A 14,120-nucleotide genomic window follows, 5' to 3' on the forward strand; every position below is an offset into this window, starting at 1 on the left:
GGTATCCCACGATGTTCAAAGCGTGGTACAGTAGGCTAGTGGACATGCCTTGCCCTCCTTCCAAGACTTTTCAAACCCCGGAAGGATCAAGCATGTCCTCTTTTATTTTTCAACTACACGTACGCAAATGCCGGATGAGCCTCACTATGAGCCAAGAGCAGACTTGACCCCTTTGTTTGTCCGGTTGGTATCCCAACTCTCCCCCAGTAGGTCGTTCCGGTGTCGGGGGTCCGAAAAGCTTGTAGCTCTGATAATTGTACAACCAACTGTAGCCCACCTTCTTGTTAGTCACTTCCATGATTATTTGTGGTTTGGCCATCCTATACCTCCTATGGACTGAATGCCAAAATACGTCTGCTCAGCATGAATTGAAATAGCTACCTTGCTAATAACGTCACATCCGCTTACTGAACAATCGTCTTGAATACCCCATAGACCTTGATAGTTTTCGGATTTCTACCATATTCTTCAATCCATTTGGGGTGGGTTGCCTCCTCCACACATTCAAACACGATTCTCCCCTTGATCGTGTCACCTTTGCGATAGACCCGCTTATCCAGAGTCAACTCCTGCTTCTTGGTAGTCCATATCAAGTCACCTTGCGTGACGGCATTGTTATATATTGTGACAGCTTTGTACCAAGTGGAATATTGACACCTAAATATTCCATTTCTAATCTGAACGTATAATTTGTCGGAAAACGATGGTGTAGAGTCATGAATGAGGAGATCGATCGTATTCACATCAAGCAATCTGGCCTTACAGAATCTCATCCTATGCTCGGCCCCGAAAGAGTTAGAAATGCATTTGGCTGTATGCTTCAGCCGAGGCAGGTCCTTTCCCTCTGGCCACATTCCGTCGACGACAAATTGACCGCCATATGGGTAGCTCCACTCATTTGACTTGAAGAACGGATCAGTCAGCTCGGGATCGTAATGAACCTTGGACCGCATCTGATCCGTTTGCCACGGCGAAGGAACCGGCCATTCAGCGCGATACCCATGACCGAGGAGCAAAAAGGCCAAGACCAGAATCACAGCCAGCAAACACTTTGTGACGGCGAGAATTGGTCGAGTCTTCATGAAGAATCTCCGGTTCATGGTGCAAAAGCGCGGGGGCTTACCGCGGAGAGCGCGGAGGACGCGGAGGGAAGAAAGAGAAAATTATTTTCTCTGTGATCTCTGCGGTGAACAGACTTTTCCCCTGCTTTATTCCCGTTCCTGGTTTGTTTTGAAAAATCCTCGTATCCCATAACGACAACAACTCCTTCCAGAGGGATGCCAAGTTGAAAAGCAGTGGTGAAACAGTTAAGATTACGTAGGATCAAGGGGTCACGTCTGCTCTTGGCTCATCTCGACAGGCTTCGGCGGGCACAGCCCGCCTACAAGAAGGATTGCAGCCCAATGGTAACGCGGGCCGTGGCCGCCATTTGTGACTATTAGACGCTGTCATCCGGGATGCCCATAATCTCGCGTTTTTTGGCTCCGCGCTTGTCCAGCCATTCCTGGAAGCCGGCCAGGTAAGAATAAACCACCGGTGTCAGGTAGAGCGTGACCACCTGCGAGAGCAACAGCCCGCCGACCACCGCCAGACCCAAGGGCTGTCTGGATTCCCCGCCGGCCCCGTACCCGATGGCAATGGGCGTCATGCCGGCAATGGCCGCTATGGTGGTCATCATTATCGGACGGAATCGCACCAGAGAGCCTTCCACCGCGGCTTCAAGGGGCGTTTTGCCTTCACGCTCCGCTTCCAGAGCAAAGTCAACGACCATGATGGCGTTCTTCTTTACAATGCCGATCAGCATGAAAAGCCCGACAAAGCCGTATAGATTCAGCTCCATGCCGAACAGCCACAGAGTCAGCAAACCTCCGAAAGCTGCCGAAGGCAGTCCCGCGATTATGGTCAGGGGGTGCAGAAAGCTCTCATACAAGCAAGCCAAAATCATGTAGATGATAAGAAGGGCAACAATTAGCAGCACGGTCAGGCTTTTCATCGTCGCCTCGAAAGCCTCGGCAGTTCCGCCGAACTTGTACATTATCGAATCCGGGAGCATCTGCCCTGCCAAAGCACGCAGAGCTTCCGTGGCCTGGCCGAGGGAGTGCCCGACAGCCGTATTGAATGAAATGGTCACAGACGGCAACTGGCCATAATGATTGACTGTGAGCGGCCCCACATGAGGCGCCACATCAGCTAACACGTCGAGTCGGATCATCTCACCACTATTGCTTTTCAAGTACAGCGACGAAAGCTGGTCCTCGTAGCGCTGGTACTTTTTGTCTATCTCCAAGACAACTTTGTATGTATCCGTTGTTCCGTAAATGTTGGAAATTTCCCGGTCGCCGTAGGCCGAAAACAATGCTTGTTCCACTTCTTCCGCTGTAACACCCAGTGAGCTGGCTTTGTCCCTGTAAATGTTTATAAACGCTTCCGGGTTGTCTATGTAAAGGTTTGAATTGACTCCTGTTAGCTGAGGCATTCCATACATGGCGTAGTTGAGTTTCTGAGCATTTTTGAATAGTGTCCTGGTGTCCGCGGACTGCATGATGAACAGGTAAGGACTGGCCGACATCTCGGTGCTGACTTCTATAAGAGGCGGCACCGTGTAAAAGGCCAGCAATCCGGGCACGGAGTTCACCACAGGCGCCAGGTCAGCCATTATCTTTTGAGCCTGAACTTTGCGAGGAGGCCGATCATTGAGGAAGGCAATGGTAAAACCCTGATTGCGCTGAGGGTAACCCGCTACGTTTAGAACCGACCTCACATTGGGATTGGACTTCACCAGAGGTTCCAGTTCCAGCAGTTTCTGCTCCATAGCCTGCGGTGAAATGCCCTGCCCGCTCACACAAAAGCCGATTAGATAGTTCATGTCCTCAGGCGGCACAAACCCCTTGGGCAACACCATAAACAAGTAAATGCTGGCTGCCAAAATGAACACCGAGACCAACATCGTGGCCCCGCGGTGATGCACGGCCAGGCCGAGCGTCCGCTTGTAAAACTTCAGCATGGCCCCGAATATGGGATCGGATTCGGCCAGCCTGGTCTGAGGCCGCAGCAAACGGCTGCTCAGCATAGGGCTCGCTATCAGGGCCACAACGCCTGAAATGATAATCGCGACGGTTATGGTTACGGCAAACTCGTTCAGAACCCGGCCGTAGATCCCTGCCATGAACATTATCGGCACGAACACGATGGCCAGACTTGACGTCATCGAGACGATAGTGAAGACAATCTGCCTGGCGCCGTCCACAGCGGCCTGAAAAGGCTTCTTGCCCATCTCCAGGTGCCTGACGACATTCTCAAGGACTACAATCGCATCGTCTACGACAAAGCCCACCGAGAGCACGAGGGCCATAAGAGAAAGGTTGTCCAGCGAAAACCCGAACATGTACATGATTGCAAAGGTGAACACTATGGACAACGGAATTGCTATGCTGGCAACGAATGTAGCGGCGACATTACGCAGGAACACGAAGACCACGGCAATCACCAGTATGATTGCCAAAATAAGAGTGAGCTTCACATCGTGCACGGACGCGCGAATGGATTGGGACATGTCGTACACGACTTCGAGCTGGACCGTGGGTGGAAGCGAGGCTCGTATCGTGGGCATAAGCCTTTCGATTTCATCCACGATGTTTATGGTATTTGATCCGGGTTGCCGCTGAACTGCCAGAGCTACACATTTTTTCCCGTTGTAATAGCAGTAGATCTTGTCCGCATAAACGCTGTTCTCAACGGTAGCGACTTCGTCTAATCTGACCGGCTGGCCTTCCACATACGAAACAATTACCGGCTCGTAAGCTTTGGCATCCATCAATTGCCCGGAAGCCTTCAGTGTTCTTGTGTGGTATTGCCCATCCAGGGTGCCCAAAGGAAGGTTAACGTTTTGGGCAACGATGGCGTTTCTTACTTCATTGATACCTATTTGCTTGGTAGCTAGTAGATCCGGATTTATGTATACCCGCACCGTGAATTTCTGTTGGCTGTAATTGAGGACCTGAGCCACCCCCGGAACCAGGGAAAGCGAATTGGAGACGAATGTCTCGGCGTATTCATTCACTTTGTACAACGGCATGGCGTCCGAGTGCATGACCATGTAGTAAATCGGCCTCTCAGCCGGGTTTACCTTGCTGAAAGTTGGCGGGCTAGGCATATTTGGTGGAAGAAGTCCGCTCGCCTTTGATATGGCCGCCTGCACATCCATGGCAGCAGCGTCGATTTTCCGGGAAAGCTCGAATTGAAGATTGATGGTGGTAGTCCCCTGGCTGCTCGTCGAATTCATGGTTCGGAGGCCTTCTATCGACGAGAACTGCTTCTCCAGCGGGGTGGCGACGCTCGACGCCATGGTTTCGGGGTCGGCTCCAGGCAAAGCCGCTCTTACGGAAAGGGTAGGAAAATCCACCTGAGGCAGGGCCGACACAGGAAGGTTGAGATAACCGATGACGCCGAAGAAAATCATGGCGATCATAATGGTGGTCGTCATGACCGGGCGTCGGATGAATAATTCGGTGCCGGTCATGATCCTTGACTATCCTTCCCTCGATTCGTGCGTTTATCCGACGGGGGAGCCTTCTCGGAAGGCGCCTTGCCTCTCATCTTTTCCATTTGTTCTCTGGTGACGATCGTCGCTCCGGGGCTTAACAGGAGCTGTCCGTCCGTCACGACGGTTTCGCCCGCCTTCAAGCCCTCGGACACAACTTCCATGTCTCCGCTTCTTCTGTCGATTTTCACCGGTTGCATGGTCACGGTCTGATCCGGTTGCACCAGCCACACGTAGCGCCCTTGCGGTCCGTCCAGGACTGCTCTGTGCTGAACCAGGATTGCGTTTTGCGTGACAGTCAGCCTCAATTTTATTCTTACAAACTGGCCCGGCCACAACTGCGCTTCCGGGTTTGGAAATGTGCCTTCAATTGTGATCATACCCGTTTTCAGGTTGATGACATTGTCAATCATGGTTAGGGTGCCGGTCTCCGGCTTGTCGCTACCGAGAACGAGCGCTTCTACCGCCAGCGGGTCACCTGAACTGTATTGTCTTATGCGATCGAGAAACTTTCCCGGAACGGAAAATTTTACCTTTATCGGGCGTATTTGCTTGATTGTGACCAGTTTGTCCTGATTGGCATTGACGATATTGAAATTGTCTATGTATCGCTCGCCGGCTTCACCGTCCAGAGGGGATTCAATTGAACAATAGCCCAGGTTGAGCCTAGCGCTTTCCAGTTCCGCTTGATTCAGCTCGACCTGATGCAGCTTCGAATTCATATCAACTTCTTTATTCTCCAGTAATTCCTGGCTTACCGCTTTCTCGCTATAAAGGGCTTTGAACCGCAAGAACTCCCTCTTTGCGTGCTCGAACTGGACTTTCGATTGCTTCAGCTTGGCCTCGCTTTCCTTCACCTTGGCCTGGAACGGGGCCTGATCGATGGTAAAAAGCTGCTGCCCTTTTGTCAGAAAGTCCCCTTCCTTGAAGAAGGTTTTGACAAGCTCCCCGGTCACCCGTGATTTCACGTCCACGGTGTTGTACGCAATAACGTTGCCGATGGCCTCTATAAAAAGCGGCGTGTCTTTCGCAACCACGCCGGCTGTCTGTACCGGAACCGGCGGGCGCTCCTTTTTGTTTGCTTGTTGCGAGTTTCCGCATGCCGTCAGAACAGCGGACAGCACGCAAAGGAGCAGAAGCCACGTCATATGACGGGGTTCGCAAATTCGCCTGGCATGGAGACTTCGTTTCATGATACCCACTCGGTTGGTCAAAAGGTTTTGGGTGATGCCACCGTGCACTGAAAACCAGAAGGGACACCCATTGGATATATGCTGGTGCGGCCACGTACCGGCATGCCGCTACGCGATATGGCCCTAATCAGGCGTCTTTTTTCTTCAAGGCCCTGCTGTCCGGCACAAAGCTGTACAAGATACTGACAATCACCAACGCGGCTACCCCCACGTACCAGAGGGACCGAAAATCATCCGGCCCTGAAAGACGGGACGGCTCCGCTTCTATCACCAAGCCTAATAGCTGCGTCATGACGCCCGCGCCCAGCACCGTGAACAGGTTGACCGCTGTTATCGCCCGAGCGACCATGGAGGGCGGCAAGAGTTCCTTTATGTGGGCGTACATGATTTGGCCGGGAGCTGACATGACCCCCAACACGAAAAAGACCAACAACACATACCACAGCGGAGTGGACGGCGCCAACCACACAAATGAAAGCGTGACAAAACAGGAAGCAACCAGGCTCCCCAGCACGATCTGTTTGCGGGACCGCAGGACGCTGTCGCTGAGCGAGCCGCCGAGCGGCAGGCCGACCATGTACCCGACTCCCATTATCAGCAGAGCATTACTCGCTGCAATTTCCCCCAGACCGAGGCCGTAGATCAGGAACGGCCCTGCCCAGAGGGCTCGAAGCGCGGCAAAATACCCGTAGCGAACGAAGCTGCCTAGGCTGATAGCCCAGTAGCTATACATTTTCGCTAGTTCCGCGAGCCCGCCGAAAAGGGACTGCTTTTCGGATGGGGCGGGGCTGTGCCCCGGGGGATGATCCCTCATCACGAAAAGAAGCGTTCCCACCACGATCGCATTTATCGCGGCAAACACCAGGAAACTTGCCCTCCAACCTATCGAAAGGCTCAACAAAGCAAGCGGGGTGGCAGCCAGGAGGTCGCCGAGGACCCCTACGGCCACGACCAGCCCGCTGAGGAACGCAAAACGGTTGACCGGGAACCAGGTGGCCAGAAGGGCCAAGACCACCATAAGGTTGCCGCTCATACCGATGCCCAGGAATACGCGTGCAACCACCAAATGTGCAGGTGTCGACCCTGTCGCGAACAGCAGAGCGCCACCAACTGCGGCCAAGGCCAAGAAGGCCATGGTGATCCTCGCGCCGACGCGATCCAGGGCCACCCCTATGGGCAACTGGCTCAAGGCAAACGCATAGAAGAAAACAGCGGCAAGATCGCTTAACTGCGCGTTGGTGAATCCCAGGTCATTGATCAGAGAAGGGCTGATAACCGCGGTCGAAACACGGTAAAACATGGACACGACAAAATTGAGGCTCCCTGCGACAAGGATGGCCCAACGTCTCCGACTGCCCGGTGCTGGATCGGCAAACTGTTTTATGACAATTACTCCGTGAGATGAATTTTCCGGGTCCGCGCCAATCGCGAAGACCGGTCAAAGAGGCTAGCGGAAACCGGCGGGTAATTCAACAGGCACGATGCGTCCAATTGCTAACATTCACTGATGCGCACGGAGAGCACCGTTGGTGGCGATTTTGGGGAGTCGTGGGGCAGTCCGCCTCCCGAGAGATCGAGCCTTTGCCAGCCATTTAAATTCGTGCTCGTCATTCCCTGATTGACACCTAACCTCTACTATCCTTTGGGAGGCGGCTTTTTTCGCGGCAGTTTCTCCAATTCCATCTTCTCGATCTGGGCCAATATCCTGTCCACTTCATCGGTGATGGTTTCGCGTCGCAAGCCTTGGGCCTCCAATTGGCCGAGCACCGAATCCACGGCCTTGTCGTAATCATTGCGAAATTGTTTGTTGATCTGTTTCCACGGTATTCCCGACAACATGTCAGCAACTTCTCTTTTGAAATGCAACCGTCCTAACAGCATAAGCACAGCGATTATGGGATAACCCATGTACCCCTGCCAGAACGAAGCATTGTCATTGGACGTGATTCCGCTCAAGTCCTCCGACCATTCCACGAGATACGTCTTTGCTCCGCTGGAAGACACGACTTCCGCTTGCTGATCCCCTTTCGGTGATACTCTGCCATCCGCGATGGCGCTAAGCGCCTCGTATATCTTCGCCTTGGGAGGAATTTTCCACATTGCCACTTTGTCCACCCTTGACACGCGATCTGTCGCGTTCGTGACAATATTGAGGCCCCGGCAAGTCCGGGCCTGAGTCATAGTAGCACCGTTTGGAATCCCACGGCATGCATTTTGGTGCGACAGCTAACCGCAAAATCCAGGAATTCCATGCTAGAGTGATCGCTTAGGCTTTTTTGCATTGACAGTCCGTCAAGAATCCTGACAGTAGGCTTCATGGACAGTTCTACGATGTCTGCCGTGCAGCAAGTTGCGCCCCCGGTTTTGGCGCACCAGGATTCTGTCATCGTTGGCACGGCCATTGCTCCATTCTGGCCTGACAAGCCGACGGCCGCGGTCCGCGATTCGAAAACGGCTCCTGACGAATGGCGTGAACAGGGTCTTTTTCCGACGATCACATGGCATCCGGAGACGACATGACCATGAGAGGCAATGAATGAACGTAGCCGAATCGTCCGTGCGATTCCCGATTACAGTGATTGTCAGAGTATTGCTGGTCATTGTGTTCGGTTACGTTTGCGTCACATTTCTGAGTGTCGAACTCAAGCCGGATACGGAACAGCCTGTTCTCGTGGTCAGCACCAGATTCGCCGGCGCGGCGCCCGAAGAAGTTGAAGGAGAAATAACCACCCGCTTTGAAGAAAACATCAGCGGGGTCTCGAATATGCTCTATACGCAGAGCTTTTCGCGCCACGGTGAGTCTCTCATTGTCATTTTCTACAAGACCGGCACGAATCTGGACCTTGCGGCATCGGAACTTCAGCGGAATATCGACCGTGTCCGGGACCTGCCCAGAGAAGTTGAAAAGCCTCAGATCGTTAAAGCGAGCGACCGTGTCAGCCTTCCTGTTTATCAGTTCGCTCTAACAGGGGAAACTGACCTTGTGACCATGTCCACATGGGCCGACAAGGAGATAGCCCCACGATTAAAGACAATTCCGGGAGTCGGAGACTGCCAATTCGACGGGTATCGAAACCGCGAGATGAGAGTGGTCTTCGATGCGGAACGCCTCAAGGCCAGGCGCCTGACCGTCGCGGACATAAAGCGTTTCATCGATCGAACCAACCTTAACCAAAGCGGAAGCTATTTCACCCACGGAACATGGGAGTGGACAGTCCGTACCGTAGGTGAGCTTCTCACAGCCGAAAGCTTCCGCCGAGTGCGAATTTCAAAACCGAATGAAGCGGTGGTGTACCTGTCTGACGTGGCCACGGTCGAAGACCTGTACGAAAGGCCGGAATCGCTTTGTCGGATTAATGGAGTGCCGGGCATAATATTCAACGTTTACAATCAGGTCGGCGCGAACGTAATCCAAACAATCGACCAGGTTGAAAGCCAACTCAGAATTTTCCAACGCGAATACGGTCCATTAGGAGCCAGATTCCAAAAAATATACGATCAGAGCAATTACATCCGTGACGCGGTGCAAATTGTCAAAGAAAGCCTGATACAAGCCATAATACTGGTGCTCCTGGTATTGTTCGTGTTCCTCAAGAACTGGCGCAGCATTTTTATCGTTGCGACCTCCATACCGGTCTCCATCATCGGCACATTTATCGGCATGTACCTGCTCGGGTATTCCATAAACGTTCTCTCACTTGCAGGACTGGCCCTCTGCATAGGACTGATAGTAGACGATGCCATTGTGGTTCTCGAGAACATCTACCGACACCTTTACCAAGAGAAGAAAACCATAGTGGCTGCCTGTGTGGATGGGACCCGAGAAGTGGGAATGGCTGTTTTCATGTCCACACTGACTACGGCCGCCGTGTTCGTGCCGGTGTTGATGCTCAAGGGAGAAGTTGGAACGCTTTTCGGGCCGGTGGCATTCATAGTTTCGTGTGCGATATTCCTTTCGCTCTTTGATGCTTTCACGGTAGTGCCGATGCTCGCTTCCAGATGGATGAGGGAAGAAAAAGAGCCCGTCGGTTTCGTGAAGACCATCATGTCGCCCCTCAATTGGTTGGACGCAATAGGGCGAACAGCTTCCGAATGGCTCTTGAAAACCCTCCAGTTCTTCCTGAAAGCCGCGGGGCGCAAAGTTCTCCTCATTCTCGCAGTTCTTGTCCTGATGGCCATCTCGTACATCACCTTACCGGGCATGGGCTATCTACCCACCGGAGGAACCAACCTGCTGCGGATTCAGGTCGAAACCTACGAAGGCATCAACCTCGAAGAAAAAAGCCGCCTCATGGAAATCCTCGAAGGCCGATGGAAAGACATACCAGGAGTGCGCCACGTGGTTTCGACTCCAAATCGACACATGCCGCGCAATCAAATATTCCTGGTTTGCGATCAGGAAGAAGACAGTGGTGTGCCGATCCAACGGATCGCGCAGGAGGCCTATTCAAGTTCGAAGGACCTTCCTTTGAAAGCGGTCAATCCGATCCGATTCCCTTTGTTCGGCAACATGTACTCGCGATCAAACGTGGTGGACCTTCGGATCAGAGGGAAGAGCTACGAGATTATAGACGGCATCGTTAACCAGATCATGGAAATAGGCCAAAACACCAGAGGAGTCATTTTCAGGTACACGGATTTGTACCTCCGCAAGCCTCAGGTGGAGGTGCGGGTCAATGATGAGAGGGCCGCGCATTTCGGTTTTGATGTGAAGGACATAGCCGACGCGGTGGAGGCCGCGATTGGAGGCCAACGGACAACGTCTCAGTACGATGTGGAGGGACGCTATTTCTATATTCGGGTTATGGGTCAGGAGAAGGATGTTTCTACCGTGACCGACATTGGAAAGATAATCCTGACCTCACCTCAGGACCCGCGAGTCCAAGTTCCGTTGACCAGCCTCGCGTCGGTGATCACCACCTTTGGGCCGCTCCAGATCAATCACTATAATTCAAGGCGTAATGCCAGGGTCCAGTTCACCATACAGGATCGTCCTTTGGGGGAAGTCTTCGATGAGGTGGTTGCAAGGGTAAATGCATCGGTCGCGTTTCCCATAGGCTACAGCTTCGTTCCATTCGGCGCGGTAAACGAACTGCGCAAGCTCAGGGATGCGATTAAATTCGTCCTCCCCTTGTCGGTTGTGGTTGTCTACCTTTTGTTGGTAATGCAATTCCAGTCGTTCTTGCGGCCGTTGGCAATATTGTTGAGCCTTCCGCTTTCAATAATAGGGGCAAACTTCATCGTCACACTCACTGGTACACCGTTCGATTCGTTCACCATGCTGGGTTACATAATGTTGGTGGGGCTGGTGGTAAAAAATGCCATTATCTTGATAACGTACGCTGTGCAACTCATCGAGGAACACGGTGTGCAGCGAGACGAGGCGCTGGTGCTTGCTAGTCGGCGGAGAATGCGGCCCATATTCATGACCGCGATCGCAATGATCCTCGGTATGCTGCCTCTGGCTCTAAAAAAAGGTGCCGGAGCCGAGATTTACAATGGCCTTGCGATGGCTGTCGTGGGGGGCCTGGCATTTGCGACACTCCTTACACTGATATTCATCCCAGTGGTCTACACTGTTTTGGATGACATCAAGACCCGTTTCTGGAAGGTGCGCCCCATCGTTTTTGAGGACAATCAACACAAATGAGAACTGCGCCTGATTCGTCTTGATTGAACTGATTGAGTCCGATCAAAGGATGGGCTTTTCATGGGCCTCAGGGCTTTCGAGGATGTTTCGCAGCTTAGCCAGTCCGCGGGAGAGCTGCTCCCGGTTGCGTGGAGCGGTCAGCGAAACGCGTATTGCCGCCGGAGCGGAAGCATGGCCCACGGTGAACTGCTCCGCGCCGACCACGGCAATCTGATGGCGGAGAGCCTCGTGCTCAAAAGCGGACGCATTCCAATGGTCAGGCAATTCGAGCCACAGGAAGTATCCCGTCGGCTTGCTCCGGTATCTCAGCCCCGCGAACTGTGTTTCCGCTATAGCATTTCTTTTTCTCGCTTCTTCCCGTTTTGCCCGCAGCACACTCTCGGCGGTTCCGTCCTCGATCCACATGGCGGCAATCTCTGCCGGGATCGGCGAAGACATCCAGATCGTGTGGGTTACAGCGGACGACAGATGGCTGACCGTCCGTGCAGGCGCGGCCAGAAAAGCCACTCGAAGGCCGGCCGCCACTGTCTTGGACAGACTGCCGATGTAGAAAGTGCGCTCCGCAGCGAATGCAAAAAGCGGTCGAGGGACGTCTTCGAGCGTCATGCCGTAACAATCGTCCTCAATTATCCAAAGATCATGCCGCTTGACTATCTCTGCGATTTGTTGTCGCCGCTGTTCGGAGAGCGTGGCCGCTGTTGGATTCTGCAAATTGGGAATCGTATATAGCGCTTTGACGCCTTCCTTGGCGCAAGCTGCTTCCAAAGCTTCGGGGATCAGGCCGTCTGCATCCATCTCTACGGGCTCAAGGCGTAGCCCCAACATTTTGGCCAAGGTCTTCAGGCCTGGATATGTCAACTCTTCCGTAAGAATCCTGTCTCCAGGTTTGAAGAGTGTGCAGAGAATTACGGTGAGAGCGTGCTGCGCGCCCGAACAGATCAGTACGTCATCGGCCTTTACCTGCACGCCCGCTCGAGCCACCCACTTTACGCCGGCCTCCCGATGCCGAGTCATCCCCGCAGCAGGCTGATATTGAAGGAACTCTTGCAAGTGGGCTCGACGGATCATCTTTTCAAGGGCAGCTTTCAAGTCCGGGTCTTGCGCGTACGGCGGAAAGGCCAGGCTCAAATCGACAAAATCTGGCCCCGCACCTTCCTGAAGCGTCAAGAAGTCTCCTGTTCGCACATCAACGGCAATGTAACTCCCTCGCCCCACGTCTCCCCGAACAAGTCCCCGCCGAGCGGCTTCGGCGTATCCACGGGTCACGGTGCCCACGGTCACACCGAGCAAATCAGCCAGGTCACGGTGGGGGGGGAGTCGGTCGCCCGGATTAAGACGACCTTGGTGGACGTCCTCGTCGATTGAGTTGGCGATAGCGAGATATTTCGGCTCGTTCTTGCGGTGTATGTCGGGATGCCAGATTGTCATGGCGACAATAAATACATTGACTACATGATTGTGTCAAGTGTAATCGTGATTGTGTCAACGACATTGACTCACATGGGGAAAAGCTCAGCATCACCAAGAAGCGGCCATTGCATGATCGCATCTGGTGCGCTCGTTATCCTTTCAGCTTGAGGGGAATGGGACATGGGTACAATTGGCCAGTGTATGCGTACACGTTCAAATAGTGCCGAGATGATCACCCGGACTATCGCGATCACCTGCGCCACAATCCTGGTGCTGGCGGGCAAAGCCTGGAGCGCCGAGCCCCTGCGGGTGGGCGTGCTCTTGAGTCTCAGCGGAGTCTTGGAGCAAGAGGGGAAACAAGTCCTCGGCAGTATCCGGCACAGTCACGAACTCCGAAGCATAGCCCTGGGCCGGCCCGTGGAGCTTGTCATTGCAACCGCCGGATCGGATCCGGCTCAAGCAGCTTGCGCCATGTACCGACTCATCGAGCGAGACCGCGTGTCAGCGGTGATCGGCGATTTCATGTCGAGCACAACCACGGCTGCGGCCCGTATCGCAGAACAGAAACGAATTCCGATGATTGCGCCTGTAGGCCTCGTCGATTGCCACCACACAGATCAGGGGTATTTCTTCGCCATCGGCACATGCGTTCGAGAAGAGGCGTTCGCCGCGGCAGATCTGTGCCGCCGCACCTTTGGTTCGGAAAATGCGCTTGTGGTGACGGACATCGCTCAGGAACTCAGCATTGATCTCGCTGAGGCCTTTAGACGTGCTTTCACAGGGATGGGAGGCCGGATTGTGGGAAGCGTCCGTATCAGGACGGGCCAAGGAGCGTTCCACGATGCGCTATCGCGGATCGCAAGTACAAAAGCTGACGTGATTTATGCCCCGGTGTTCGGGTCCGAGTGCATGCTAATCGCGAAACAGATTCGCGGTCTCGGACTGGTCGTTCCCATCGTCTCCGGTCCGGCTGTGGGGTTGGAAGCGATCATGCAAGCGGGCTCGCCTGAAGGGCTGTATGCAGTCTCTTTCAAGGGACCACCCGCAGCCAGAACTGCTATGGCCCCGGCTTATCGTGCGAACTACCGCCGGCAGGGGTACGGTAACGCACTTGCCACCTCCGGAATAGCCTCGGAAGCTTACTTCATGCTCCTGGACGCGGTGGAAAAGGCGGGTTCCGCTGAACCGGAAGCAATTCGCGGCGCTTTGGCCGAACTGCGGAGCGTCAACGAGAAAGACCGGATCGCTGAAGCACTCTCGGCCAAATAGGTCTGGCCGATTTGCACTCAAATGTTGACCGTGAAAACGAGGAGGCATGGCCTCTTCT

At 53.7% G+C, this 14,120-nt stretch carries 10 protein-coding genes; 3 read left to right on the forward strand and 7 right to left on the reverse strand.

The genetic code is table 11. The features are described 5' to 3' along the window. Positions 1-109: 109 nt before the first annotated feature. The 6 genes from HY913_14500 to HY913_14525 form a co-directional block, all read right to left on the reverse strand. Positions 110-319 (reverse strand): hypothetical protein, encoded by a 210-nt coding sequence (locus tag HY913_14500; GenBank protein ID MBI4964485.1) that lies wholly within the window; start codon positions 317-319, stop codon positions 110-112. A gap of 85 nt (positions 320-404) precedes the next feature. Beyond that, complete coding sequence (locus HY913_14505; protein ID MBI4964486.1) at positions 405-1,082, reverse strand: hypothetical protein; 678 nt, start codon at positions 1,080-1,082, stop codon at positions 405-407. Between the two features lie 356 nt (positions 1,083-1,438). After that, a complete protein-coding gene (locus HY913_14510) occupies positions 1,439-4,519 on the reverse strand; it encodes an efflux RND transporter permease subunit (GenBank protein MBI4964487.1) in 3,081 nt (1,026 codons plus the stop codon). Then, positions 4,516-5,733: an efflux RND transporter periplasmic adaptor subunit gene (locus tag HY913_14515; protein MBI4964488.1), complete on the reverse strand. Its 1,218-nt coding sequence runs from the start codon at positions 5,731-5,733 to the stop codon at positions 4,516-4,518. Before HY913_14515 ends, HY913_14510 begins: the two co-directional genes overlap by 4 nt. Before the next feature lie 127 nt (positions 5,734-5,860). Beyond that, positions 5,861-7,039, reverse strand: a complete 1,179-nt coding sequence (locus HY913_14520) for an MFS transporter (GenBank protein MBI4964489.1) — start codon at positions 7,037-7,039, stop codon at positions 5,861-5,863. Between the two features lie 329 nt (positions 7,040-7,368). Beyond that, on the reverse strand, positions 7,369-7,833 hold the full coding sequence (locus HY913_14525) for a hypothetical protein (protein ID MBI4964490.1): 465 nt from the start codon (positions 7,831-7,833) through the stop codon (positions 7,369-7,371). Positions 7,834-8,049: 216 nt separating this feature from the next. Here HY913_14525 and HY913_14530 point away from each other — a divergent pair, with 216 nt between their 5' ends. Together HY913_14530 and HY913_14535 are read left to right on the forward strand one after the other, a co-directional pair. Then, positions 8,050-8,253 (forward strand): hypothetical protein, encoded by a 204-nt coding sequence (locus HY913_14530; GenBank protein MBI4964491.1) that lies wholly within the window; start codon positions 8,050-8,052, stop codon positions 8,251-8,253. A 16-nt stretch (positions 8,254-8,269) separates the two neighbouring features. Further along, positions 8,270-11,383 (forward strand): efflux RND transporter permease subunit, encoded by a 3,114-nt coding sequence (locus tag HY913_14535; protein ID MBI4964492.1) that lies wholly within the window; start codon positions 8,270-8,272, stop codon positions 11,381-11,383. A 42-nt stretch (positions 11,384-11,425) separates the two neighbouring features. Here the strand turns inward: HY913_14535 and HY913_14540 are convergent, their stop codons facing one another. Next, a complete protein-coding gene (locus tag HY913_14540) occupies positions 11,426-12,811 on the reverse strand; it encodes a PLP-dependent aminotransferase family protein (protein ID MBI4964493.1) in 1,386 nt (461 codons plus the stop codon). 162 nt (positions 12,812-12,973) lie between these two features. On the opposite strand from HY913_14540, the gene HY913_14545 reads away from it, so the two are divergent. After that, positions 12,974-14,062: an ABC transporter substrate-binding protein gene (locus HY913_14545; protein ID MBI4964494.1), complete on the forward strand. Its 1,089-nt coding sequence runs from the start codon at positions 12,974-12,976 to the stop codon at positions 14,060-14,062. Positions 14,063-14,120 lie beyond the last annotated feature (58 nt).

Source organism: Desulfomonile tiedjei, assembly GCA_016212925.1.
Classification (GTDB): domain Bacteria; phylum Desulfobacterota; class Desulfomonilia; order Desulfomonilales; family Desulfomonilaceae; genus JACRDF01.

Coding starts and splice junctions, on each gene's coding strand:
- HY913_14525 (MBI4964490.1), bottom strand. CDS start 7,833: ATGTGGAAAATTCCTCCCAAGGCGAAGATATACGAGGCGCTTAGCGCC.
- HY913_14540 (MBI4964493.1), bottom strand. CDS start 12,811: ATGACAATCTGGCATCCCGACATACACCGCAAGAACGAGCCGAAATAT.
- HY913_14530 (MBI4964491.1), top strand. CDS start 8,050: ATGGACAGTTCTACGATGTCTGCCGTGCAGCAAGTTGCGCCCCCGGTT.
- HY913_14505 (MBI4964486.1), bottom strand. CDS start 1,082: ATGAAGACTCGACCAATTCTCGCCGTCACAAAGTGTTTGCTGGCTGTG.
- HY913_14545 (MBI4964494.1), top strand. CDS start 12,974: ATGGGTACAATTGGCCAGTGTATGCGTACACGTTCAAATAGTGCCGAG.
- HY913_14515 (MBI4964488.1), bottom strand. CDS start 5,733: ATGAAACGAAGTCTCCATGCCAGGCGAATTTGCGAACCCCGTCATATG.
- HY913_14535 (MBI4964492.1), top strand. CDS start 8,270: ATGAACGTAGCCGAATCGTCCGTGCGATTCCCGATTACAGTGATTGTC.
- HY913_14510 (MBI4964487.1), bottom strand. CDS start 4,519: ATGACCGGCACCGAATTATTCATCCGACGCCCGGTCATGACGACCACC.
- HY913_14500 (MBI4964485.1), bottom strand. CDS start 319: ATGGCCAAACCACAAATAATCATGGAAGTGACTAACAAGAAGGTGGGC.